The sequence below is a fragment of the Sulfitobacter sp. SBS6 genome (assembly GCF_048285585.1).
Lineage (GTDB): Bacteria > Pseudomonadota > Alphaproteobacteria > Rhodobacterales > Rhodobacteraceae > Sulfitobacter > Sulfitobacter pontiacus.
Map to the genome: position 1 here is coordinate 321,629 of NZ_JBLWBA010000005.1, position 21,319 is coordinate 342,947.

Sequence of the window (21,319 nt, forward strand, 5' to 3'; positions counted from 1 at the left end):
TAACTTTGCTTCCTACGAAAGCGGTCTCATGAATGAACCGACCATAACAAACACCGACGCGCCGCCTCCGGTGCCGCTGTCCCTGGATCGCCTTGGTTACCTGCCCGCCCGTATTGGCACGCCCAACTACGATCGCGCCGCGCTCTCGGCGGGGATCATCCACATCGGTCTGGGCAACTTCCACCGCGCCCATCAGGCGTGGTATCTGCACAAGCTGATGCAACAGGGTCTGGCGCAGGATTGGGCGCTGATCGGCGCCGGTGTGCGGGCCTATGACAGCGCGATGCGCGACAAGCTTAAAGCGCAGGACTATCTGACCACCTTAATCGAGCTTGCCCCCGGCCGTGTCACGGCAGAGGTCGTCGGCTCGATGATCGACTACACCCCCATCGCCGAAGACAACGCGCCGCTGATTGCCGCGATGGCGGATCCCGCGATCCGCATCGTGTCGCTGACCGTGACCGAAGGCGGCTATTTCATCGACCCCGAAACCGGCGGTCTTGATCTGACCCACGCCGATATCCAGCATGACCGCGCGCAGCCCGATCAGCCCAAGACGGTTTTCGGCGCGATCATTGCCGCGCTCAAGCTGCGACGCGATGCGGGCCAAGGCCCGTTTACCGTCCAAAGCTGCGACAACCTGCGCGGCAATGGCACCGCCACGCGCCAGGCCGTCGTGACCCTCGCCCGCCAAAGTGATGCGGCGCTTGCCCAGTGGATCGAGCAAAACTGCAGCTTCCCGAACTCTATGGTGGATTGCATCGTGCCCGCCACCGGCCCTGACGAGATTGCGCTGGCGCAAAGCCTTGGCGTCGATGACGCGGCACCGGTGACCCACGAGAACTACCGCCAATGGGTGATCGAAGACGACTTCTGCGCCGGACGCCCCGACTGGGATAAGGCGGGGGCGATCTTTACCGACGCGGTGCATGACTACGAGGCGATGAAAATCCGCATCCTCAACGCAGGACATCAGGTCTTGGCCAACGCCGGAGAGTTGCTGGGCTTGGAGACCATCGCCGATTGCATGGCGCACCCCTTGACCTCTGCCATGTTCCGCAAGATCGAGGCAGAGGAAATCGCCCCCTACGTCGCCGCCGTGCCCGGTCAAGACCCGGCGGCCTATGTCGAACTGATTGCCAAACGTTTCGCCAACCCCGCGATCCGCGACACCACACGGCGCGTGGCCTTTGACGGGTCATCACGGCATCCGGGGTTTGTCCTGCCGGTCCTGCGCGACGCCTTGGCGGCCAAGGGCAGTTGCTCCGGTCTGGCCCTGGTAGAGGCGCTATGGGCCCGTATGTGTACAGGCACCCGCATGGACGGGACAGAGATCGAGCCGAACGACCCGCAGTGGGCGCGCCTCAACGCTGTGGCCCTGGCCGCGCGCGAAGCGCCGCAGCTCTGGCTTGCGCAGCGTCATATCTATGGCGATCTGGCCGAGCATCAGGCCTTTGCCGAGGCGTTTGAACACTGGCTCTCGCTCATCTGGGCAGAAGGCTGCGAGGCCGCGCTTGCGGTCTATACCGATCAGCCGGATGTGGCCGCCGCATTGGCCGGTGACCGCGCGGGGATGGGGCAATGATCCTGTGTTGCGGGGAGGCATTGATCGATATGGTCGCGGCCCCGTCGCTCGACGGGCCGGACGGGTTTGTGCCCCATTCGGGCGGCGCGGTCTTTAACACCGCTATCGCGCTTGGCCGATTGGGTGCCCGCACGGGCATGCTTACCGGATTGTCGCGCGATATGTTCGGCGACCAACTCGCCGATGCGCTGAAGGCCAGTGACGTGGACACCACGCATATCATCCGCTCTGACCGTCCTAGCACATTGGCTTTTGTGAAACTTGAAGATGGGCAGGCAAGCTATTCATTCTTCGACGAAAACTCCGCCGGTCGGATGATCCGCCCCGAGGATATGCCAGAGCTGCCGAGCGATATCACGGCGCTGTTCTTTGGCGGTATCAGCCTTGCCAGCGATCCCAGTGCCAGCGCCTATGCTGCCTTGCTGGAACGTCAGGGCGGGCCGCGGGCGGTGATGATCGACCCCAACATCCGCCCGCTGTTTATCACCGACGCAGACGGCTACCGCCGCCGGATGGCGGCGATGATCAGCCAGGCGGATATCGTCAAAGTCTCGGACGAGGATCTTAACTGGCTGAACCCCGCCCCGTTGACGCAGGCCGAAAAGATCAGCGCAATGCTCGACACCGGCCCGTCGGTTGTGATTGTCACCCAAGGGGCCGAGGGTGCCATAGCAACGCTTGCAGACGGCACATCGATCGCAGTGCCGGCGGTAAAGACCAACGTCGTCGATACAATCGGTGCCGGTGATACGTTCAATGCGGGATTTCTGGCGAAGCTGTCCGACCTGGGTCTGCTGACGCCTGAAGCCCTTGGCACGCTTGATCCCGACGCTTTGCGCGACGCGATGACTTATGGTGCCCGCGTTGCCGCCATCACCGTGTCACGCGCCGGTGCCAACCCGCCTTGGGCAAACGAGCTTTAACGCAGACCACACCCCCAGACGGACCCTTTCGCAAAGCCGCGCAGCAATTCCCTGCGCGGCTTTTGATATGCAACGAACAAGAGGACGCGACATCGCCAAAGCTGCAAAAGCAACCTTTACACCTATCGACGATCGAAACTGAATTTTACGGAAAGCCTTGCAATAACAAGGTGGTACCCAAGGCCGGACTCGAACCGGCACGCCTCGCGGCGGGGGATTTTGAATCCCCTGCGTCTACCATTCCGCCACTTGGGCACAATGGGGGTCTGTTACCGTGCCACGCGCCCCACGGCAAGAGCAATTTTACCGCTTTTGCTTGACCCCGTCCGATTGTTCTGGTGTTGCCATTGAACAGAAAACAATACCGGAGACCGCAGTATGATCCGACGGCTATATGACTGGGTTCTGGGCCTGGCAAACCACCCGCACGCGCTTTGGGCCCTTGCGGTTGTGGCATTCCTTGAAAGCTCTGTTTTTCCCATTCCGCCGGATGTGCTGATGATCCCGATGATCCTTGCGCGCCCGAACCGCGCATGGCTCATCGCGGGGATCGCACTGATCGCGTCGGTCTTGGGAGGGCTGCTGGGATACGCCATCGGTGCGTTGGCTTTTGAACAACTGGGCCAACCGATCCTTGCCAGCCTTGGCAAAGGCGACGCGATGGCGGCATTCTCGGACCGGTTCAACGGCGTCGGCTTCTGGGCTGTGCTGACCGCAGGCGTCACGCCCTTCCCCTACAAGGTGATCACGATCATGTCTGGGTGGACGGGGATGCCACTGGCGACCTTTATCGTGACCTCGATCCTTGCGCGCGCGCTGCGGTTCTTCATCGTGGCGGCGCTGCTGTGGAAATTTGGCGCACCTATCCGCGACTTTATTGAACGCCGTCTGCCTTTGGTATTTACGGTATTTGTCGTGCTGCTGTTCGGCAGCTTCTTCTTGCTGAGGTATCTGTGATGACGCGAAACACCTATGTCCTGATCGCTACGCTGGGGTCTGCTGCGCTGCTGTTGGGGGCCTTTGGGTTCCAACATATCGGCGGCTATGCGCCTTGCAAAATGTGCCTATGGCAGCGGTGGCCCCATGCAGCGGCGATCCTGATCGGGGTTATCGTGCTCTTTGGTGCGCCGCGGGCGTTGATCTGGCTGGGCGCGCTGTCGGTGGCGATCACGGGGCTGATCGGGGTTTATCATGCGGGGGTGGAATGGAAATTCTGGCCCGGCCCGTCGTCCTGCACAGGCGGCGGCATGGATCTTGGCGCGATGAGCGGTAGCGATCTTTTGTCCACCAGCGCGCCCTCCGGTCTGGTCATGTGTGATGACATCGTTTGGCAGCTTTTCGGTCTGTCCATGGCGGGTTGGAACGCGGTCATTTGTGCCATCCTGCTGGCGTTCTGGGTCTCTGCCGCGCGCGCACCGCGCTGAACCATCTCGCAGGCCGCTCTAGGAGGCGGCCTGCCCTGCCTTGCGCGTCTTGAGCAAAAGGCTCGTCTCGCTCGCGACCACCCCGTCGAGCTTGCGGATGCGGGCCAGAACCTCGTCGAACTCCTCAAGCGTTTTGGTGCCGATCTCGACGATCACGTCCCATCTGCCATTGGTCGAATGCACTGCCCGCAACGCCGCCATTCCGGCCAGCGTGCGGGTGATGCGGTCAGCGCCACGGCCCTCGATCTCGATCATCATCAATCCGCGCACCGGATCGGCACGCACGTCCGAGCGCGTCACGACGGTAAAGCCCAGGATCTCTCCGCTTTGTTGCAAACGGGCGAGACGCGCGCGCACGGTGGTACGTGACAGCCGCAAGGCCGCCGCCAGATCAGACAGAGACGCCCGCGCGTCGTCGCGCAGCGCTGCCAGAATTGCTTCGTCCGTTGTGTCCATATTGACTGTCCAGTTTGGTCAAATTATCTCCGACTTGGTCACTTTAGATGATTGTTTCTGACCAGACCAGCTAGATATCGTCTTGGAAACGTTGACGAAAGGATCTCACCCATGTCTGGACAAAACTGTATTCTTCTTGGGGCCCCGCTGGATAGCGGCAAGCGCCGGTTGGGCTGTCTGATGGGCCCCGATGCCTATCGCACCGCAGGGTTGGCGGGCGCGCTGACCGATCTGGGCCATAGCGTCACAGACCGTGGCAATGTCGCGCCCGCGCCCTTCACGCCCGGCCAGCACCCGAAACTGCACGCGCTTGAGGAAACCATCGCCTGGACACATAGCCTGGCCGAGGCCACCCAAGCCGCCTTGCAGGACGGTACCCCGATCATCATGGGCGGCGATCATGCGCTTGCCTCCGGCACCGTCCTGGGCGCGATGCGCCATGCGCAGGCGCAGGAACGCCCCCTGTTTGTGCTGTGGCTGGACGCGCATAGCGATTTCCATACGCCCGAAAGCACCGACAGCGGCAACCTGCACGGCACGCCTTTGGGCTATGTGACGGGGCGCGAAGGCTTTGATGCCTTCCCCGATCTTCCCTACCCGCTGCCCCACGATAATATTGCCATCATCGGCCTGCGCTCTGTCGACGCGGCAGAGCGTGCAGCCCTGCAGGAAACCACCATCCAGCGCGTCGACATGCGCGAGATTGACGAGACGGGCATCGCCACGCCGCTGAACACCTTCCTCGAAAAGGTCGCTGCGGCGAACGGGATGCTGCATGTCTCGCTCGATGTGGATTTCCTTGATCCTTCCGTTGCCCCCGCGGTTGGCACGACTGTTCCCGGCGGTGCGACCGTGCGCGAAGGCCATCTGGTGATGGAAATGCTGCATGACAGCGGGCTGATGACCTCGCTTGATCTGGTAGAGTTGAACCCCTTTCTGGATGAACGGGGCCGTACCGCGCAGCTGATGGTCGATCTGGCCGCCTCTGCCTTTGGCCGCCGCGTATTCGACCGCCCCACCCGCGCCTATTGATTTGAGTAAAGGACCACGACCATGACCAATCTGACCCCCTCTGACAAGGCGCTGGTGCCCTTTGTTTCCGTCGACAATATGATGAAGCTGATCCACCACATCGGGATTGAACCCATGCTGATCGGACTTGGGGAGTATATCGAGGCGGATTTCAAACGGTGGGAGCTGTTTGACAAGACCCCGCGCGTGGCCAGCCATTCGGAACAGGGCGTGATCGAGCTGATGCCGACCTCGGACGGCGAGGTCTACGGCTTCAAATACGTGAACGGCCACCCCTCGAACACCGCAGACGGTTTGCAGACCGTGACCGCCTTTGGCCTGCTGGCGAATGTGGCCAACGGTTATCCGGTGTTGTTGTCCGAGATGACGATGCTGACGGCGCTGCGCACGGCGGCGACCTCTGCCGTGGTGGCGCGGTTGCTGGCCCCCAAGGGCGCGCATGTGATGGCGATGATCGGCAATGGGGCGCAATCCGAATTCCAGACCCTCGCCATGAAGGCCATTGTCGGCATCGACGAGGTGCGGCTGTATGACATCGACAAAGATGCCACCGCGAAATGCGCCGCCAACCTGCAAGGTCTGGGCATCAAGGTCGTGCCCTGCGACACCGCGGAAGAAGCGATGCTGGGCGCGCAGATCGTCACTACCTGCACGGCGGACAAGCAATATGCCACCATCCTGACGGATAATATGGTCGGCAGCGGCATCCACATCAACGCCATCGGCGGCGACTGTCCGGGCAAGACCGAGCTTGCCCCCGCGATCCTGCACCGCGCAGGGATTTTTGTGGAGTACCCCGAACAGACCCGGATCGAGGGCGAGATACAGCAGCTTGAACCGGATCATCCTGTGACCGAAATCTGGCAGGTGCTGACTGGTCAGGCGCAGGGGCGCACCGATGACAAGCAGATCACCCTGTTCGACAGCGTCGGCTTTGCGATCGAGGATTTCTCGGCGCTGCGCTATGTGCGCGACCAGATCAAGGCGACCGATCTGTTCGACCCGCTTGACCTGCTGGCCGACCCCGAAGATCCGCGGGATCTGTTCGGCATGTTGCAAAGGGCCAAGTAACGGCGACGGTAGCCTATTTCGGCGCGGTCACATCATGGTGGTACAGCCAGTTGAACGCGCCGACCATCGCCCAGGGTGCAAGGGTGCTGCCCAGCTTTAGCCCCAAATGCGCGGCCGACCGCAAAGGCCCGGGGCGCAAATGATAGCGCGCGGCATTGCCTGCCGCCGCTTTGACGACGCGGGTAACACGGGGTTGGCGCAGGTTTTGATAGCGGGCGAGCGCCTGTTCTGCGGGCTGGTTCAGCACGCTGTCGGCCAGCACCCATGCATCTTCAAGCGCCATATTGGCCCCCTGCGCAAGGAACGGCAGCGTCGGATGCGCGGCATCCCCCAGCAAAGCAACCCCGCCCTGATGCCACGTCTGCGCAACCGGATGCAGGTGGAGCCCCCAAAGCGTGCAGGCCTCAGCCGCATTGATCATCGCGGCAGCCCGCCCGCCAAAGCCCGCAAAAGCCTTTCGCAGGTTCGCCGGATCGTCCGCATGGTTCCAGCCTTCGGCGGCCCAGCTTTCACGCTCTTCCACCGCGACCAGATTGACCAGCCGCCCGCCGCGCAAAGGGTAGCTGACCAGATGCCGGCCCGGCCCCATGGTGACATGAGCCTCGTCTGGGTGGTTGAAGTCATTGCGCACAACCGCGCGCCACGCGACCTGACCGGTGAACTTTGCCTGATCCGCGCCATTCAACACCGCTCGCGCCCGGCTGTGGATCCCGCTGGCATCAACGATCAGCTCTGCCCGTCGACGCGACCCATCGGTCAGGCGCAGTTGCGGTGTGGCACCGGGGGTCACCTCTGCCACCTCGGCCCCGAGCTCTACCGTCACATTGCCCCTTTTGGCCGCGCCCAGCAGGATGTCCACCAGATCGGCGCGATGCACGAACATATAGGGATATGCGCCCTGCCCGCGCATCAGGTCCAACCGCGCCACACGCGCCCCAGCCTTGTGATCCTGCAAGACCACCGCCTGCCCGCGCACCGCCGCGCGTTCGGTCAGCTTGGCGTCGAGCCCCATCGCTCGCAACACCGCGATACCGTTAGGGCTGATCTGGAGGCCGGCACCGACCTCGGTGATCGCCGGAGCCTGCTCCAGCAGCGTGACAGCCATGCCGCGGCGTGACAAAGCCGCTGCCGCGGCCAAGCCGCCGATACCCCCACCAATAACGATTGCGTTGCTGATGCCCATTTCGCTTTCGCCTGTCTTGCCAGCTTCATACACAAAAGCGCCGGGCTCTCACCGCGGCGCTTTCATTATCATTCTCGCGCAAATGCAGTCATTTGCGGCCCGTTACCGGACGATCAATCGTCGCGGTGGACTTTCTCGCGGCGCTCGTGACGCTCTTGCGCCTCAAGGCTCATCGTGGCGATTGGACGCGCATCCAGACGCTTCAGCGAAATCGGCTCTCCGGTGACAGAGCAGTACCCGAATTCACCCTCATCGATGCGGCGCAGCGCCCCGTCGATCTTGCTGACCAGCTTGCGGGCGCGGTCCCGTGTGCGCAATTCCAGCGCGCGATCCGTTTCCTCGGAGGCGCGATCGTTCACATCGGGGATGTTGCGTGTCCCGTCTTGCAAGCCCTCGATCGTGTCCCGGCTTCCCGCCAGCAGCTCGGCTTTCCAGTTCAATAGTTTGCGTCTGAAGTATTCGACTTGCCGATCATTCATGAACGGCTCGTCTTCGGCAGGTGTATAACCATCCGCCAAAAAAACTTCCTGCTTCATATCATTCCCCATCGCGGTCTTAAATCCTGTCATGAAGGCGCGTCTCCCGACATCACTCCCGTGGCGTGCATCTAACGCAGCGTTAGCGGATTGTCACTACACAATGCTTATGTTTGTTGGTTTAAGGACCAAGAATAGCGCGTTGAAGAAGGTTGAAAACAAGATGAAATTCCAAGGTACTCAAGATTACGTCGCCACAGATGACCTCACGATTGCGGTGAATGCGGCTGTAACGCTGGAACGACCTCTGCTTGTAAAAGGTGAGCCCGGCACAGGTAAAACGGAACTGGCCCGACAAGTGTCAGCCGCCCTTGGCCTGCCCATGATCGAATGGAACATCAAATCGACCACCCGTGCGCAACAGGGTCTATACGAATATGACGCCGTCAGCCGCTTGCGCGACAGCCAGCTTGGCGAAGAGCGTGTGCATGATGTGAAAAACTACATCCGCAAGGGCAAGCTGTGGCAGGCGTTTGAGGCCGAAGGCAAAACCGTGTTGCTGATCGACGAGATCGACAAGGCCGACATCGAATTTCCCAACGACCTTTTGCAAGAGCTCGATAAGATGGAGTTCTTCGTCTACGAGACAGGCGAGACGATCAAAGCCGAAAACCGCCCCATCGTCATCATTACCTCGAACAACGAAAAAGAGCTGCCCGACGCCTTTTTGCGCCGCTGCTTCTTCCACTACATCCAGTTCCCCGAGATGGACACGCTGCGCAAGATCGTCGAGGTCCACCACCCCGGCATCAAGGAATCCTTGTTGACCACGGCGCTGACCCAATTCTACGAAATCCGCGAACAGCAAGGGCTGAAGAAAAAACCATCGACGTCGGAAGTGCTAGATTGGCTCAAGCTGTTGCTGGCCGAAGATATGGATGCCGCCGACCTGAAAAAAGACGGCAAGTCCGCCCTGCCAAAGTTGCACGGGGCGCTGCTGAAAAACGAACAAGACGTGCATCTGTTCGAACGGCTTGCCTTTATGGCACGCGCGCAAAAGTGACCCCAAAGGGGCGCGGTGCGCCGCGCCCCGATCCCGCATAAAGGGAATATCCAACCGCCCGCGCGTTATTTCACGGCTGCAAACGCGCCCGTCCTATTTGTGACGTCTAAGCAACGATGGTCATAAGCCTGCCTTATTTGTTAACATTTTTCTCTGTTTTGACATGGTTGCTCCCTAGAATGGTCTGGATGGCGGGCGAAAAACACCTGTAATCAGCTCAAAAGGGCAGTCAGGTAGATGATGGATATGATTTTTGCACCGTTCGTGCGCCGCGTGTTGGAGACTGTTAAAGTTGTCCTCGCGGTCCCTGCACCTGCCACAACGGGGTCGCATCCATGAAGAAATACCTTTTGCTGCCCTTGATGCTGGCGATCAGCGCCTGCGTTCCGGCCTCGCATCCCGGTGTGGTGACCCGCGCCGCGATGGAACCCGCCTCAACCTCTTCTTTGCCCGCGATGAAACGGTTCACCGTGCATCAATCGCTCCCGGCACCGCGCTCCAACAACGACCTCAGCCTCGATTTTATCGAACTGTCATTCCGCATGGAAAGCGGCAAGGAGCTCCCCGTTTTCACCCGTTTCGAAGGTCCGGTCACCGTGCGCGTCATCGGTGCGCCGCCCCCGACCCTTGGCCCCGATCTGACCGCGCTGCTCAATCGCTTGCGGCAGGAGGCCCGGATCGACATCAGCCCCACCAGCGGCCCGAATGCCAATATCACCGTCGAAGCTGTCAGCCGTCGCACCATCAGCAAGGTGCTACCCCAAGCCGCATGTTTTGTGGCCCCGAATGTCAGCAGCCTTGATGAATACAAGAAGGTGCGCCGCACCGCGCAGACCAACTGGTCCTTGCTGAAAACCCGCAGCCGCGTGTCGATCTTCATCCCGAATGACGCCAGCCCGCAAGAGGTCCGCGATTGTCTGCACGAAGAACTGGCCCAAGCGCTTGGCCCTCTCAACGATCTGTATCGCCTACCGGATTCCGTCTTTAACGATGACAACGTGCATACGGTGCTGACCGGATTTGATATGATGATCCTGCGCGCCTACTACGATCCGGCGCTGCGGTCGGGCATGACACGGGGCCAAGTGGCAAACGCCCTGCCGGGTATTCTGGCGCGGATCAATCCGGGCGGCACATCGACCAAAGCACGCTTCCTGACCCGCACCCCCCGCGCCTGGAATGCCGCCGTTCAGGGCGCGCTCGGGCCCGGTCGCTCCAGCGGGCAACGCCAGGACGCGGCCTATAGCGCCATCAAGATCGCACAAAGCCTGGGCTGGCAGGATCACCGCCGCGCGTTTGCCCATTACGCCATGGGGCGCGCGTTGCAATCGGGTGATGCCGAAGCCGCGCATGAACAATACAAGATGTCCGACCTCTTCTACGCCCGCACCCCCGGCACCGATCTGCACCGCGCCTATGTGGCGACGCAACTGGGGGCTTATTCGGTCTCCAAGGGTCAGGGTGCCGAAGCGCTACGTCTGATCGCGCCGCATATCGACACCGCACGCCGACGCGAGAACGCCGCCCTGCTCAGCACCCTGCTGTTGCTGCGTGCCGAAGCGCTCGAGCTTGAGAACCGCGCGGCCGAGGCACAGGCCGTCAGGGTGGACAGTTTGGGCTGGGCACGGTACGGATTTGGCTCTGACTGGGCTGTGCGGGCCAAAATGCGCGAGATCGCGTCGCTTAACCCGCTCAAATAACTAGCGAAACGGGTTAAAATGATCGTCATACTTCTCGCCGTGATCGGCGCTGTTATCGGGGGGCTGACCGCCCGTAAACGCAACGGCAACCGCAAGGATATCGCACAATACGCGGCCGGGTTTGCGATGGCCTTTATCATCGTCGGCATGATCCTTACAGTCGTTCTGGACCGAGTCCTAACCGGAGCGTAATTCATGTTTCTGCCGTTCTTTGACCAACTGCGCCAACACAAGGTGCCGGTGTCCATGCGCGAGTTTCTCGCCTTTCTCGACGGGATGGCAGCCGGTCTCGCGACCTATGATGTCGATGCCTTCTACTATCTGGCGCGCACCAGCATGGTCAAAGACGAACGCAACATCGACAAGTTCGACCGCGCCTTTGCGGCCGCCTTCTCGGGCCTTGAAAACATCAGCCTCGACGATGTGATGGAGGCCGTGGACATCCCGCACGAGTGGCTGGAGAAAATGGCCGAAAAGCACCTCACCCCCGAGGAAAAGGCAGAGATCGAGGCCGCGGGCGGTTTTGACAAGCTGATGGAGACGCTGCGCAAACGGCTCGAGGAACAGAAAGGCCGCCATCAGGGGGGCAATAAATGGGTCGGCACCGCAGGCACCTCGCCCTTCGGGGCCTATGGCTACAACCCCGAAGGCGTGCGCATCGGCCAGAATGAATCGCGCCACCAGCGCGCGGTCAAGGTCTGGGACAAACGCGAATTCAAGAACCTCGACGACACGGTCGAACTGGGCACCCGCAACATCAAGGTCGCGCTGAAACGTCTGCGCCGGTGGGCCCGTGACGGCGCCAATGACGAACTTGATTTGGGCGGCACCATCCGTGCGACGGCGGAACACGGCTACCTCGATGTCAAAACCCGCCCCGAGCGGCGCAACGCGGTCAAAGTGCTGCTGTTCTTGGATGTGGGTGGTTCTATGGATCCGCATATCAAAACCGTCGAAGAACTGTTCAGCGCCGCCAAGTCCGAATTCAAACACCTCGAATATTTCTACTTCCACAACTGCCTGTATGAAGGTGTCTGGCGCGACAATCGTCGCCGCTGGACGGAACAGTTGGACACGATGGAGGTGCTGCGCACCTACGGGCCGGATTACAAATGCATTTTCGTGGGCGACGCGTCCATGTCCCCTTACGAAATCGCCTACCCCGGTGGCGCCAATGAACACTGGAACGCCGAGGCCGGATCGGTCTGGCTCTCTCGGGCGCGCGAACAATGGAACAGCAACCTCTGGATCAACCCGATCCCCGAGAAATACTGGCCCTACACCCAATCCATCAAGATGGTGCAGGAAATCTTTGGCGCAGAGGCAATGGTGCCCATGACCCTCGAGGGGCTGAGCCGCGGGATGAAGACCCTGACCCGGTAATCAGCCGCCACCCCATCATAGATCGGAACATTCCACCGCGCCCCCGCGTTTTCACCATGAACCCAAATGGTGAAAGGAATTCCCATGATCAAGAAGTCAGGCTCCGCAAAATGGACAGGCAACCTCAAAGAGGGCAAAGGCCATGTCTCCACCCAGACCGGCGTGATCAGCGACCAACCCTACGGATTTAACACCCGTTTCGAAGGCAAAGACGGCACCAACCCCGAAGAGCTGATCGGCGCGGCCCATGCGTCCTGTTTCTCCATGGCGCTGTCGATGATCCTTGAAGACTACGATCTGGTCGCCGATAGCATCGAAACCAAGGCCACGGTCTTCCTTGAACAAAAAGACGGCGGCTTTCATGTGCCGAAGATTCACCTTGATGTGGCATGTGTCATTCCCAACGCCACACAAGAGCAGTTCGAAGAGGCGACCAAAACCGCCAAGGAAAATTGCCCCATCTCCAAATTGATGACTGCCGAAATCACGATGGACGCAAAACTGTCCTGACCCTGCCCCAGGGGCCGCGCCCGCCCGCGGCCCCTACCACGCCCCCTTCACCCTTTTCCCAAATACTCATTCCACCCTTGCACCCCGCTCGCCTGCGTCCATATTGGGTGCATGATCCGGATCCTCCCCATACTTCTCGCCGTGCTCTACGGGCTTGCCATGTATCGCTTTTCCGCTTGGCGCACCGCGAAGGAACTGGATGAAAAATCGACTGAACTGCTCGACCCTGCCCTGCGCGAGATGACATCGAAACTGGCCAGCGCCCTCGATCTGCCGCGGATCAAGGTCCATATATACGAAGTCGCCCCCGTCAATGGTCTTGCCGCCCCCGATGGGCGGATCTTCATTACCCGCGGTTTTTACGAGAAATTCAAATCCGGCGCCGTCACCGCCGAGGAACTCGCGAGTGTGATTGCACATGAGCTCGGCCATGTGGCCTTGGGGCATTCACGGCGACGGATGATCGATTTTTCCGGCCAGAATGCCATGCGCGCGGCGCTTGGGATGATCTTGGGGCGTATCCTCCCCGGTGTCGGTATCTGGATCGCCAATATGCTGGCGACGCTCCTGGCCGCGCGCCTGTCGCGCAGCGATGAATACGAGGCGGACGCCTATGCCGCCGCCCTGCTGACCAAAGCGGGTATCGGCATCGCGCCACAGATTTCCTTGTTCGAAAAGCTGGAGGCACTGACCCAAAGCAACCACGGCACCGCCCCCGCCTGGCTGCTGAGCCACCCGAAGACCGCAGACAGGATCGGCGCGCTCACGGCGCTGCAATCCGCCTGGGACCGTTAACCAAGCGCCTTTGCCAGCCGCGGCAGCCGTGCTTTCTTGAGCAAGGGTCGCATCTCCCACGGATGGCCTGACAGGCGGCGTGCCTCTTGCAGAACATGGGCGGCGACCGCTTCCATCACCTGCGGCTGCGCCAGCCAGACGCCGTGCAGATAGCTGTCGGGATCAACCCGCGCCAACCCTTCTTCAGCCAAGGTGCCACGGGGGAAATCCTTGGCATTCAGTGTCATGATAATATCGGCGTGGCCGGTGATCGCGGCGGCCAGCACGTGCACGTCGTTTTCATCCGGCAGGTACAGCCGTGCCGCTACACCGGGGCTCGGGGGCACTTCCGCCTTGGGCCAGGCGGCGCGCAGCAACGCGATCTCTGCGCGGGCCTGTGCCTCGCCTTCGGGGCCAAGCTTGATCGCGGCGCGCGCCCATTCTTCCAACAGGCGCGCGGACCACAGCGGCTCAAACACCCCCGCCCGCGCCGCGCCCATCACCATCTCGCGCATCACGGTGGGATAGAGCACGCAGGCGTCAATCAGGATGCGCAGCGCCATTACAGGCGGAAGAACAACGACTTGAGGTATCCCGTCTCGGCCAGTTGCGGCAGCTGCGGGTGGTCAGGTCCGGCGAAACCGGTATGCAGCAGCGCCGCGCGCCGTCCCGCGCGACCGATACCGCGCACAGATGCGGTGCGGAACTGCGTCAGATCCGCCGCATGGGAACAGGAACACAGACCCAGCACGCCGTTTTCGGCCACCAGTTGCGCCGCCAGACGCGCCACGCGTTCATAGGCGCGTAGACCGGCTTCAAGCGCGGGTTTACCGGGGGCAAAGGCGGGCGGATCGCAGATCACCACGTCGAACTCTTCGCCCTCGGCCCGCAGTGCTGTCAGGATGTCAAAGGCGTCGCCCTGGCGCGTGGCAAAGCGGTCTGACACGCCCATAGCCTCTGCGCCCTGCTGCGCCAGCTCAAGCGCGGGTGCCGATCCGTCGACCGCAACCGCAGAAGACGCGCCATGTGCCAGCGCGGCGAGTGAGAATCCGCCAACATGGGCGAAGACATCCAGCACGCGTTTGCCTTTGGACAGGTTCGCCGCGAAGGCGTGGTTCGGGCGTTGGTCGTAGAACAGGCCGGTTTTCTGGCCGCCGGTGAGGTCAGCCATATAGATCGCGCCGTTCATCGGCACTTGCACAGGCGCGCTTGGAGCCTCGCCATGCAGCACACCGCTTACATCATCCAGCCCTTCAAGGCTGCGGGTCCGGCCCGACGCGTTCTTGAGCACGTGGCGCACGCCGGTTTGTTCCACCAGCGCTGCTGTCAGCGCATCGATATGCACATCGGCCCATGCGGCGTTGGCCTGAATGACGGCCGTGTCGCCAAAGCGGTCGATCACAACACCGGGCAACCCATCGGCTTCGGCGTGGATCAGCCGGTAATAGGGCGCGTCATACATCTGGTCCCGCAGCTGCACGGCGCGGTTGATATGGGCCTCGAACCAGTTCTGGTTCACCACGGCTTGCGCGTTCTGGTCCAGCATCCGGCAGAAGATCTTGGAGGCCGGGTTCACCGCGACCACCCCCATCACCTGACGGGCACTGTCTTCCAGCAGCGCGAGACTGCCGGGCGCAAGCGCCTTGGTACGGCGGTCGGTGACCATTTCATTGGCATAGACCCAGGGAAACCCGTGCCGGATGGCGCGGGCATTCGCCTTGGGCAGCAGGCGCACCACGGGCAAATCGGAAGGGTCGGTCGAAGCGGGAGGGGAAAGGGGCGTTGTCATACCGCCCCCATTAGTCGGTTCCGCGCGTTTGGGGAAGCGCAGAGTTCGATTGCTGCCTTAATAGGCGGCAAGTTTCGTGCGTTTATAGCTGCCCGGCGTGGCGAGCTGCTGTTCGATCGCACGGGCCAGATCATGGATCATCACCGCATTGTCCGGCTGCGCCTCTGCGACGGGGGGCGCAAAGCTGCTCAGCTCTACCGCGACCTGACGGGGCTCGGCCAGCGGGTTGCCATTGCGGGCATCGACAACGGTCAGGATAAACTCTGCCGACGGGGCTTCCGAGGCGGGGTTATAGAACCGCAAGACCTCGACCTCCAGCGCGGCGGGCACGGGACCATAGGCGGTCACTGCCCCCTGGCGGATCGCGGCCTCGAAGATCGCGCGCACCTGATCGCGGCGGTCAGTGTCTGCTTCGCCATGCCAGACGATGTCGGCCGATTGCAGCAGGCTTGGCTCTTGTGCGACCCGCAGGTGATCGGGCACAGAGACGTTGGTGTGCTGGATATGCACCGCGTCCAGCAACGTATCGGGCTGGTAGGCGTTCAGATTGTCGAGCAAGGACATGCGGGTCGAGGATGTGTCATACATCGCATTCCGGCTGGCAATATCCGCCGGTGCACAACCGGACACGGCAGCGGCACAGGCCAAAGCGATCAACAGTTTATGATGTTTCATTTACCCCTCCAAAAGCTGCTGACGATACGGATTGTGCAGCCATGTAACGGTAATGCTGCTCAATTAAGGCAGGAATGGGGCAAGAATGTTCAAAACCTAAGGCATCATTAGGGTATTTCGGCACGTTTGCGCCTTAATGTCGGCCTGTCTAGCTACGCGGTCGGGTGCGCCAGCCGCCGCGCCGCCGGGGCGTGGCCATGTCGATCAACCCCTCTTGCATCACTTGGGTCATGGGATGGTCTTGGTTCTCTGCTGCCACGCTGCCCAACAAGGCGCGCAGGGCGGCTTTGGTATCCGCTTCCGCTGGCAGGCTGAGCGCCCAATCCAGAAAGATTGACCGACACTCCGCCTGGGTGATCCCCTCTATGCGGTAGGATTCAAAGATCAGCCCTTTGGGATCGTTGGGGTCCCCTTTGCTCATGTCCCGCCCCCATCCGCCTTGTCCACGTAAGCGGCCAGTGCATCGGCGATGATCGTCGCGGCCTGATCGTAGCTTTGCGCGAGATGCGCGTGCAGGTCTTCGGGCGTGTCCACATCGAGAGAGCGGCAGAGAAACCGTAAACCCGCCTGCCCCAGAGAATCCTCGCGCAGGACAGAGGATGACAGCAACCGCGTCGCGGATTGCAGCGCCCAACAGCTGCGGTAGACGCGGCGCAGCACCGCTGCCTGATCGGCGGTGATGACGTTCTGCGCCTCCGCATCCCCAAGCGCAGAGGTGATATCCCGCGCCGTGGTGCCCGCCAGCAAGGCCCCGGCCTGCGCCAGCAATTCGATATCCTGCAAGCGCCCCGGCCCGTTCTTGGCATCCCAGATGCCGCCGGCCACCTTGGCCGTTGCCAGACGTGCGCGCATCGCCGCCACCTCGTGCAGGGTATCGGCACTGTCGCGCGACCGGGCGAGCACCTTGTCGCACAGGCGCGCAACATCCCGCATCAAATCATCGGGGCCGGTCACACAATCGGCGCGGGTCAGGGCCAGATGCTCCCATACCCAGGCCTGCCCCATCTGATAGCTTTCAAAACTCGCTAAACTCGTCGCCACCGGCCCCTGCGTCCCCGACGGGCGCAAGCGCATGTCCACTTCGTAGAGCTTGCCTTGGGCCATCGGCGCGGTCATCGCGGTGATCATCGCCTGCGTCAACCGCGCATAATAGAGCCGTGAGGCCAGCGGGCGCTTGCCGTCAGAGCTTTCGACGCCAGCGGAATCGTAGACCACAATCATATCCAGATCAGAGGCAGCGGTCAGGCGGCGCGCACCAAGTGACCCCATCCCGACCAGCACCGCACCGCGCCCGGGCGGCGGCCCGTGGCGGCGCGAAAATTCGTCGATCACCACCGGCCAGAGCCCGCGCAACACCGCCCGCGCCAGATCGGCATATTGCGCCCCCACCGTCGCGGCATCAATCAGCCCACGCAGGTGATGCACCCCGATCCGGAAATGCCATTCCTTGGCCCATCGACGACAGGTATCCAGCCGCGCCTCATAATCCTCTTCGGCCTCCAGCACCTCTGTCAGACTGTCGACCAAAGCGTCCTCTGCCGGCCATTCGCTGAAGAAATCCCCACCTATCACCGCGTCGAACACCTGCGCATTGCGCGACAGATAAGCGGCGAGCGCAGGTGACGCGCTGACGATATCAACAAGCAAATCAGAGAGTTGCGGGTTGATCTTCAACAAAGAGAATAACTGCACCCCCGCGGGCAGACCGCCAAGAAAGCCGTCAAAGGCCAGCAATGCCTCATCCGGTTTCGTGGCCCGTGCGAGACGCGCCAGCAATCCGGGTTTCAGCTCTGCAAAAAGCTCCGCCCCCCGGGCGCTGCGCAAGGCGGGGTAGTTCAGCCAACGGTCCACGATCGCAGCGTCAAAGACATGTTCCTCGGGCGCGGCAGCCGCTTCAGGGCGCGAGGTCGAGCCCGCAAAGAACCCTTCGGTCAGTTGGTGAACCTCTTCCAGCCGCCGTTCAAGGTCACTGCGCAGCGCGGGGACATCCATATCCATCATCGCGGCCAGCCGGTCGAACCCCTCTTCTGTTTGGGGCAACGTATGGGTCTGGGCATCACGGATCATCTGGACGCGGTGTTCCACGGTGCGATGCGCGCGGTAGTGATCGCACAGCGTCTCGGCCACTTCTGAGGGGATCCATTCCTTCTCCGCCAGCACGGCCATGCCTTCGCAGGTGCCGCGCACGCGCAGATCTGCGTCGCGCCCGCCGGCGATCAGCTGACGGGTCTGGGTGAAAAATTCGATCTCGCGGATACCGCCGCGCCCCAGCTTCATATTGTGCCCCGAAAGCGAGACACTGCCCCCCAACCCTTTGTGCTCACGGATCGCAAGGCGCATGTCATGGGCGTCCTGTATCGCGGCAAAATCCAGATGCTTGCGCCAGACGAAGGGGCGCAGCACCGAAAGAAACTGATCACCCGCCGCCAGATCGCCCGCCGCAGGGCGTGCCTTGATATAGGCGGCACGCTCCCATGTGCGGCCCAGACTTTCGTAATACCGTTCTGCCGCTTCCATCGCGATGCACACGGGCGTCACACCGGAATCAGGCCGCAACCGCAGGTCTGTGCGAAAGACATAGCCCTCGCCCGTCAAGTCGTTGAGCGTCCCGCTCATCGCGCGGGTGGCGCGGACAAAGGCGGTGCGGGCGTCGTGAAAATCGCTGGCGTCAAAGCGTGTTTCGTCGAACAGGCAGATCAGATCGATATCGGACGAATAATTCAGCTCGCGCGCGCCCATCTTGCCCATAGCCAGCACGACCATGCCTGCGCCGCTGTCGGCGTCCTCTTCCGTCATGCCGGGCAGCTTGCCGCGTTTGATCTGCGCTTTCAGCCCTGCGGTCAGCGCGGCTTGGGCGGCGGCGTCGGCGAAATCGGTCAGCGCGCCGGTCACCTCCTCCAGCGACCAAGCCCCCGCCAGATCAGCCAGCCCCGTCATCAGCGCCACGCGCCGCTTGCCCTGCCGTAGATGACTGGACAACTGGTCCGGGGGCACTGCGCCCGCGCTGTCGATCACCTGCTGCACCGCCCCTGCGGGATCATCGAAAGCCGCATGACACCAGTCGGTTTCCTTTTGCATCAACCCCAGAAGATAGGGCGACGTCGATCCCGCCCCCGCCACAAGCGCGGCAATTTCGGGCAGCGCATCGGGAAAGAGCGCGCGCGCATCCTGCGCCTGATCGGCCGTAAAGATGCGGGGACAGCGGGTGATCTGACTGGCAAGTGTTCTCATACGCCAAGCATTCGCTGGTTCTATGCCGGTCGTCAATGGCGCCGTGACACCTGCTAACCCCCACCAAACACGTGCAAATCCAAATAATGTAAAAAAGATTTACATTATCCCTTGCAAACCACAGGGCGCACCCCGATCTAATGTAATGTGAAAGGCATTTACATTGCCCGCCACCGCACCGGCCCGCAGCGTTCAGGGCCACCACACTCTGACCGAAAGGGAACTTGATGACACAGACCTATGCACCCACCTACACCGCACAACGCAGTTGGCTGGGCCGTACCGAGGACTTTCTTGACGACAAGGGCAAAGGGGCCTGGATCGCCGCCATGGTTGTCGGTTTCATTCTTTTCTGGCCGCTTGGCCTTGCCCTTCTTGCCTATATGATCTGGAGCAAACGCATGTTTAAATCTTCGTCTTGCAGCAAACGCGCCCGCCGTGGGTCTATCACCGGACGTTCAACCGGAAACGCCGCCTTTGATGCCTATAAGGCCGACACCCTGGCCCGTCTGGAGGAAGAGCAAACCAATTTTGAAGCCTTCCTGAGCCGTCTGCGCGAAGCCAAGGACAAGGCAGAGTTCGACCAGTTCATGGCCGAAGGCTCCAAAAACGACGATGATGCGCAAAAGGCCTAAAGCCTGCGCGTTCAATCAACATCCCCTCCGCCACGGCGGGGGGGCCGATTTTCTCAAGGGACAGGACATGATGACCCCCACCACCCCCGATCCATTCGACCAGCCTCAATTCTATAGCGGTATTCCGACCAAGCGGTTCATGGCTTGGGTTGTTGACGCCCTGCTGGTGTTGATCGCCAGCGTGTTGATCCTGCCGTTCACCGCCTTCACCGGCCTGTTCTTTTTCCCGCTGCTGATGCTGATGGTGGGCTTTACCTACCGTGTCGCGACGCTTGCCAGCGGGTCGGCCACCTGGGGCATGCGCCTGTTCGGCATGGAATTGCGCACGGCGCGCGATGAACCGCTGGATCTGGCCTCGGCGTTCTTGCATACTTCGGGCTATACGGTCAGCGTTGCCATGATGCCTTTGCAGGTGATTTCGATCATTCTGATCTGCGCCACCTCGCGCCATCAGAGCCTGAGCGACGTGATCCTCGGCACAGTCCCGCTGAACCGTCGTGTCGAAAGCGTGAACTGACCCAAACTTGTGCTTGGCGCGCTTTGGACCAGTTGTTAGAATTTCCTCCGAACAACAACGGATTTTCATGCGCCATACACTTCCCATCGCTCCGCAGTTCTATGTGACTGCGCCCCAGCCCTGCCCGTATCTGAACGGCCGGATGGAACGTAAACTGTTCACCGCGCTGCAGGGCGACTCCGCGACCAAGCTGAATAACAGCCTGTCGGGGCAAGGCTTCCGGCGGTCGCAGAATGTACTGTATCGCCCGTCTTGCACGGATTGCGCGGCCTGTCTGTCAGCGCGCATCAACGTCGCCGACTTCACCCCCAGCAAAAGCCAGAAGCGCACGATCAAGCGCAACGCGGGGCTGACGCGGCGGGCGACGTCGCCTTGGGCCACGGAAGAGCAATATGACCTCTTCCGCACCTATCTTGACAGCCGCCATGCAGACGGTGGCATGGCCGATATGGATGTCTTCGAATTCGCCGCGATGATCGAGGAAACCCCGATCCGCAGCCGTGTGATTGAATATACCGATACCCAAACCCGCGAGCTGATTGGCGTCTGCCTGACCGATGTGCTCGATGACGGGGTGAGCATGGTCTATTCGTTCTACAGCCCTGACCGCCCCCGTGACGGGTTGGGCAATTACATTATCCTTGACCACATCGAAATCGCCCGTGCGGCGGGTCTGCCTTATGTATATCTGGGTTATTGGGTGCCCGGCAGCCCCAAGATGGGCTATAAGGCCAAGTTCTCGGGGCTTGAGGTCTATATGGGCGGCGCGTGGCAGAAGATGCGCAACCCCGATGATTTCGAACCCGAACAGCATCCGCTGAACACCGACCCGATTGCCGAACAGGTGGCCAATATCGCCCTCCCCGATCTGAGCCCGACCAAAGGCTAAATC

Annotated in this window: 23 protein-coding genes and 1 tRNA gene; 15 read left to right on the plus strand and 9 right to left on the minus strand. The window is 61.4% G+C overall.

Annotated features, from left to right (window positions below):
- The first annotated feature begins 28 nt into the window (after positions 1 to 28).
- Both ACNQ62_RS04935 and ACNQ62_RS04940 read left to right on the plus strand, forming a co-directional pair.
- The gene (locus tag ACNQ62_RS04935; protein WP_418094334.1) at positions 29 to 1,585 is read left to right on the plus strand and encodes a mannitol dehydrogenase family protein; all 1,557 of its coding nucleotides are present in this window, start codon (positions 29 to 31) and stop codon (positions 1,583 to 1,585) included.
- On the plus strand, positions 1,582 to 2,508 hold the full coding sequence (locus ACNQ62_RS04940) for a carbohydrate kinase family protein (protein ID WP_418094335.1): 927 nt from the start codon (positions 1,582 to 1,584) through the stop codon (positions 2,506 to 2,508). The genes ACNQ62_RS04935 and ACNQ62_RS04940 overlap by 4 nt, the downstream gene beginning before the upstream one ends.
- A gap of 171 nt (positions 2,509 to 2,679) precedes the next feature.
- On the opposite strand, the gene ACNQ62_RS04945 is transcribed toward ACNQ62_RS04940, so the two are convergent.
- Positions 2,680 to 2,763: transfer RNA gene (locus tag ACNQ62_RS04945), tRNA-Leu, on the minus strand.
- A gap of 123 nt (positions 2,764 to 2,886) precedes the next feature.
- Here ACNQ62_RS04945 and ACNQ62_RS04950 point away from each other — a divergent pair.
- Both ACNQ62_RS04950 and ACNQ62_RS04955 read left to right on the plus strand, forming a co-directional pair.
- Positions 2,887 to 3,465, plus strand: a complete 579-nt coding sequence (locus tag ACNQ62_RS04950; RefSeq protein ID WP_418094336.1) for a YqaA family protein — start codon at positions 2,887 to 2,889, stop codon at positions 3,463 to 3,465.
- Positions 3,465 to 3,932 carry a disulfide bond formation protein B gene (locus ACNQ62_RS04955; protein WP_288960319.1) on the plus strand — a complete coding sequence of 156 codons (468 nt, stop codon included), beginning with the start codon at positions 3,465 to 3,467 and terminating at the stop codon, positions 3,930 to 3,932. The genes ACNQ62_RS04950 and ACNQ62_RS04955 overlap by 1 nt, the downstream gene beginning before the upstream one ends.
- An 18-nt stretch (positions 3,933 to 3,950) precedes the next feature.
- Here ACNQ62_RS04955 and ACNQ62_RS04960 read toward each other — a convergent pair whose 3' ends face one another.
- Positions 3,951 to 4,388, minus strand: a complete 438-nt coding sequence (locus ACNQ62_RS04960; protein WP_037944188.1) for an Lrp/AsnC family transcriptional regulator — start codon at positions 4,386 to 4,388, stop codon at positions 3,951 to 3,953.
- Positions 4,389 to 4,499: 111 nt separating this feature from the next.
- Between ACNQ62_RS04960 and rocF the strand changes: the two genes are divergently transcribed.
- Both rocF and ACNQ62_RS04970 read left to right on the plus strand, forming a co-directional pair.
- A complete protein-coding gene (rocF, locus tag ACNQ62_RS04965) occupies positions 4,500 to 5,420 on the plus strand; it encodes an arginase (RefSeq protein WP_005853343.1) in 921 nt (306 codons plus the stop codon).
- A 21-nt stretch (positions 5,421 to 5,441) separates the two neighbouring features.
- The gene (locus tag ACNQ62_RS04970) at positions 5,442 to 6,491 is read left to right on the plus strand and encodes an ornithine cyclodeaminase (protein ID WP_009826963.1); all 1,050 of its coding nucleotides are present in this window, start codon (positions 5,442 to 5,444) and stop codon (positions 6,489 to 6,491) included.
- Between the two features lie 13 nt (positions 6,492 to 6,504).
- On the opposite strand, the gene ACNQ62_RS04975 is transcribed toward ACNQ62_RS04970, so the two are convergent.
- Both ACNQ62_RS04975 and dksA read right to left on the minus strand, forming a co-directional pair.
- Positions 6,505 to 7,674, minus strand: a complete 1,170-nt coding sequence (locus tag ACNQ62_RS04975) for an FAD-dependent monooxygenase (RefSeq protein ID WP_418094337.1) — start codon at positions 7,672 to 7,674, stop codon at positions 6,505 to 6,507.
- Positions 7,675 to 7,787: 113 nt separating this feature from the next.
- Positions 7,788 to 8,210: an RNA polymerase-binding protein DksA gene (gene dksA, locus ACNQ62_RS04980; protein WP_037945012.1), complete on the minus strand. Its 423-nt coding sequence runs from the start codon at positions 8,208 to 8,210 to the stop codon at positions 7,788 to 7,790.
- A gap of 163 nt (positions 8,211 to 8,373) precedes the next feature.
- Between dksA and ACNQ62_RS04985 the strand changes: the two genes are divergently transcribed.
- The 6 genes from ACNQ62_RS04985 to ACNQ62_RS05010 all read left to right on the plus strand — a co-directional run bounded on the left by ACNQ62_RS04985 (position 8,374) and on the right by ACNQ62_RS05010 (position 13,601).
- Positions 8,374 to 9,213, plus strand: coding sequence for an AAA family ATPase (locus tag ACNQ62_RS04985; protein WP_037945011.1), 840 nt, complete (start codon positions 8,374 to 8,376; stop codon positions 9,211 to 9,213).
- A gap of 335 nt (positions 9,214 to 9,548) precedes the next feature.
- Complete coding sequence (locus ACNQ62_RS04990) at positions 9,549 to 10,913, plus strand: DUF2927 domain-containing protein (protein ID WP_132996657.1); 1,365 nt, start codon at positions 9,549 to 9,551, stop codon at positions 10,911 to 10,913.
- A gap of 18 nt (positions 10,914 to 10,931) precedes the next feature.
- The gene (locus tag ACNQ62_RS04995; RefSeq protein WP_005853331.1) at positions 10,932 to 11,105 is read left to right on the plus strand and encodes a hypothetical protein; all 174 of its coding nucleotides are present in this window, start codon (positions 10,932 to 10,934) and stop codon (positions 11,103 to 11,105) included.
- A gap of 3 nt (positions 11,106 to 11,108) precedes the next feature.
- The gene (locus tag ACNQ62_RS05000; RefSeq protein WP_340243615.1) at positions 11,109 to 12,296 is read left to right on the plus strand and encodes a vWA domain-containing protein; all 1,188 of its coding nucleotides are present in this window, start codon (positions 11,109 to 11,111) and stop codon (positions 12,294 to 12,296) included.
- Positions 12,297 to 12,380: 84 nt separating this feature from the next.
- Entirely contained in the window at positions 12,381 to 12,806 is a 426-nt protein-coding gene (locus tag ACNQ62_RS05005) for an OsmC family protein (RefSeq protein WP_005853328.1), read from the plus strand.
- A 111-nt stretch (positions 12,807 to 12,917) separates the two neighbouring features.
- Entirely contained in the window at positions 12,918 to 13,601 is a 684-nt protein-coding gene (locus ACNQ62_RS05010; protein WP_286699081.1) for a M48 family metalloprotease, read from the plus strand.
- On the opposite strand, the gene ACNQ62_RS05015 is transcribed toward ACNQ62_RS05010, so the two are convergent.
- The 5 genes from ACNQ62_RS05015 to ACNQ62_RS05035 form a co-directional block, all read right to left on the minus strand.
- Positions 13,598 to 14,143 carry an RSP_2648 family PIN domain-containing protein gene (locus ACNQ62_RS05015; RefSeq protein WP_418094338.1) on the minus strand — a complete coding sequence of 182 codons (546 nt, stop codon included), beginning with the start codon at positions 14,141 to 14,143 and terminating at the stop codon, positions 13,598 to 13,600. The two genes, ACNQ62_RS05010 and ACNQ62_RS05015, sit on opposite strands and share 4 nt — an antisense overlap.
- A complete protein-coding gene (locus tag ACNQ62_RS05020) occupies positions 14,143 to 15,369 on the minus strand; it encodes an RSP_2647 family RNA methyltransferase (RefSeq protein ID WP_418094339.1) in 1,227 nt (408 codons plus the stop codon). The genes ACNQ62_RS05015 and ACNQ62_RS05020 overlap by 1 nt, the downstream gene beginning before the upstream one ends.
- Positions 15,370 to 15,426: 57 nt before the next feature.
- Entirely contained in the window at positions 15,427 to 16,044 is a 618-nt protein-coding gene (locus ACNQ62_RS05025) for a DUF6778 family protein (protein WP_306284812.1), read from the minus strand.
- Between the two features lie 148 nt (positions 16,045 to 16,192).
- Positions 16,193 to 16,465, minus strand: coding sequence for a hypothetical protein (locus ACNQ62_RS05030; RefSeq protein WP_386167336.1), 273 nt, complete (start codon positions 16,463 to 16,465; stop codon positions 16,193 to 16,195).
- Positions 16,462 to 19,275, minus strand: coding sequence for a bifunctional [glutamine synthetase] adenylyltransferase/[glutamine synthetase]-adenylyl-L-tyrosine phosphorylase (locus ACNQ62_RS05035; protein WP_418094340.1), 2,814 nt, complete (start codon positions 19,273 to 19,275; stop codon positions 16,462 to 16,464). Before ACNQ62_RS05035 ends, ACNQ62_RS05030 begins: the two co-directional genes overlap by 4 nt.
- 227 nt (positions 19,276 to 19,502) lie before the next feature.
- Between ACNQ62_RS05035 and ACNQ62_RS05040 the strand changes: the two genes are divergently transcribed.
- The 3 genes from ACNQ62_RS05040 to ACNQ62_RS05050 all read left to right on the plus strand — a co-directional run bounded on the left by ACNQ62_RS05040 (position 19,503) and on the right by ACNQ62_RS05050 (position 21,316).
- A complete protein-coding gene (locus ACNQ62_RS05040; RefSeq protein ID WP_009826953.1) occupies positions 19,503 to 19,910 on the plus strand; it encodes a DUF2852 domain-containing protein in 408 nt (135 codons plus the stop codon).
- A 70-nt stretch (positions 19,911 to 19,980) separates the two neighbouring features.
- Entirely contained in the window at positions 19,981 to 20,427 is a 447-nt protein-coding gene (locus ACNQ62_RS05045) for an RDD family protein (protein ID WP_418094693.1), read from the plus strand.
- Positions 20,428 to 20,494: 67 nt separating this feature from the next.
- Entirely contained in the window at positions 20,495 to 21,316 is an 822-nt protein-coding gene (locus ACNQ62_RS05050) for an arginyltransferase (RefSeq protein WP_340269962.1), read from the plus strand.
- The last annotated feature ends 3 nt before the right edge of the window (positions 21,317 to 21,319 follow it).

Excerpts from the sequence above, each read along its gene's own strand:
- ACNQ62_RS04935 (WP_418094334.1), top strand. The coding sequence starts at position 29 with ATGAATGAACCGACCATAACAAACACCGACGCGCCGCCTCCGGTGCCG.
- ACNQ62_RS04940 (WP_418094335.1), top strand. The coding sequence starts at position 1,582 with ATGATCCTGTGTTGCGGGGAGGCATTGATCGATATGGTCGCGGCCCCG.
- ACNQ62_RS04950 (WP_418094336.1), top strand. The coding sequence starts at position 2,887 with ATGATCCGACGGCTATATGACTGGGTTCTGGGCCTGGCAAACCACCCG.
- ACNQ62_RS04955 (WP_288960319.1), top strand. The coding sequence starts at position 3,465 with ATGACGCGAAACACCTATGTCCTGATCGCTACGCTGGGGTCTGCTGCG.
- ACNQ62_RS04960 (WP_037944188.1), bottom strand. The coding sequence starts at position 4,388 with ATGGACACAACGGACGAAGCAATTCTGGCAGCGCTGCGCGACGACGCG.
- rocF (WP_005853343.1), top strand. The coding sequence starts at position 4,500 with ATGTCTGGACAAAACTGTATTCTTCTTGGGGCCCCGCTGGATAGCGGC.
- ACNQ62_RS04970 (WP_009826963.1), top strand. The coding sequence starts at position 5,442 with ATGACCAATCTGACCCCCTCTGACAAGGCGCTGGTGCCCTTTGTTTCC.
- ACNQ62_RS04975 (WP_418094337.1), bottom strand. The coding sequence starts at position 7,674 with ATGGGCATCAGCAACGCAATCGTTATTGGTGGGGGTATCGGCGGCTTG.
- dksA (WP_037945012.1), bottom strand. The coding sequence starts at position 8,210 with ATGAAGCAGGAAGTTTTTTTGGCGGATGGTTATACACCTGCCGAAGAC.
- ACNQ62_RS04985 (WP_037945011.1), top strand. The coding sequence starts at position 8,374 with ATGAAATTCCAAGGTACTCAAGATTACGTCGCCACAGATGACCTCACG.
- ACNQ62_RS04990 (WP_132996657.1), top strand. The coding sequence starts at position 9,549 with ATGAAGAAATACCTTTTGCTGCCCTTGATGCTGGCGATCAGCGCCTGC.
- ACNQ62_RS04995 (WP_005853331.1), top strand. The coding sequence starts at position 10,932 with ATGATCGTCATACTTCTCGCCGTGATCGGCGCTGTTATCGGGGGGCTG.
- ACNQ62_RS05000 (WP_340243615.1), top strand. The coding sequence starts at position 11,109 with ATGTTTCTGCCGTTCTTTGACCAACTGCGCCAACACAAGGTGCCGGTG.
- ACNQ62_RS05005 (WP_005853328.1), top strand. The coding sequence starts at position 12,381 with ATGATCAAGAAGTCAGGCTCCGCAAAATGGACAGGCAACCTCAAAGAG.
- ACNQ62_RS05010 (WP_286699081.1), top strand. The coding sequence starts at position 12,918 with ATGATCCGGATCCTCCCCATACTTCTCGCCGTGCTCTACGGGCTTGCC.
- ACNQ62_RS05015 (WP_418094338.1), bottom strand. The coding sequence starts at position 14,143 with ATGGCGCTGCGCATCCTGATTGACGCCTGCGTGCTCTATCCCACCGTG.
- ACNQ62_RS05020 (WP_418094339.1), bottom strand. The coding sequence starts at position 15,369 with ATGACAACGCCCCTTTCCCCTCCCGCTTCGACCGACCCTTCCGATTTG.
- ACNQ62_RS05025 (WP_306284812.1), bottom strand. The coding sequence starts at position 16,044 with ATGAAACATCATAAACTGTTGATCGCTTTGGCCTGTGCCGCTGCCGTG.
- ACNQ62_RS05030 (WP_386167336.1), bottom strand. The coding sequence starts at position 16,465 with ATGAGCAAAGGGGACCCCAACGATCCCAAAGGGCTGATCTTTGAATCC.
- ACNQ62_RS05035 (WP_418094340.1), bottom strand. The coding sequence starts at position 19,275 with ATGAGAACACTTGCCAGTCAGATCACCCGCTGTCCCCGCATCTTTACG.
- ACNQ62_RS05040 (WP_009826953.1), top strand. The coding sequence starts at position 19,503 with ATGACACAGACCTATGCACCCACCTACACCGCACAACGCAGTTGGCTG.
- ACNQ62_RS05045 (WP_418094693.1), top strand. The coding sequence starts at position 19,981 with ATGACCCCCACCACCCCCGATCCATTCGACCAGCCTCAATTCTATAGC.
- ACNQ62_RS05050 (WP_340269962.1), top strand. The coding sequence starts at position 20,495 with ATGCGCCATACACTTCCCATCGCTCCGCAGTTCTATGTGACTGCGCCC.